The 561-nt window shown below is 68.6% G+C and carries 1 protein-coding gene; it reads left to right on the top strand.

All coding sequences use genetic code 11. The features are described from left to right. On the top strand, positions 1–561 hold a 561-nt coding region (locus J1M64_RS18375; RefSeq protein ID WP_206475133.1), incomplete at both ends, for an AraC family transcriptional regulator.

The following is a 561-nucleotide window of genomic DNA, read 5'->3' as shown; positions in this document are numbered from 1 at the left end:
CGATCCGGCTCACCGGGAACGCGGCAGACCCCGACCTGGACTGTCTCGCCGTCACCTACTGCGGACTCGCCCTCATGCGGTTGGTCGACCGACTGGTCGACGACGCGTCGGAGGTGACCATGCATAGCCGCTGGCCGGAGCCGAGCAGCGGGGCTCGAGCAGCCTGGCCGGGGGCGCGGCTCATCTTCAACGCCCCCCTGTCCTACGTGCACATCCCTGAACGGACGCTACACGCGGCCTGCCGCTTCCCCGACCCAGTCGCCTACGACGTCGCCGTCACCAGCCTCCATCAGGCGCTCGAACGTCAGGCCGGCAGCCCGGAGTTCACCCGCAGAGTGCGGGCGTTGCTCGAGGACGGGTCCGGGGTGAGGACCCTCCAGTCGGTCGCGAATGAGTTCTCGATCTCCTCGAGCACCCTGAAACGCCGCCTCGCAGCGGAGGGAACCAGCTTCCGCGAACTCCTCCAGGAGTCACTGCTCGACCGCGCCCGGATACGGCTGCTCGACCGCTCCACGTCTGTCAGTGAGGTCGCCGCCGAACTGGGCTACAGCGACCTCACGA

Origin of the sequence: Dietzia sp. KRD202, from assembly GCF_017168155.1 — a bacterium.
GTDB lineage: Bacteria > Actinomycetota > Actinomycetes > Mycobacteriales > Mycobacteriaceae > Dietzia > Dietzia kunjamensis.
This window is presented reverse-complemented; position numbering and strand designations above follow the sequence as displayed.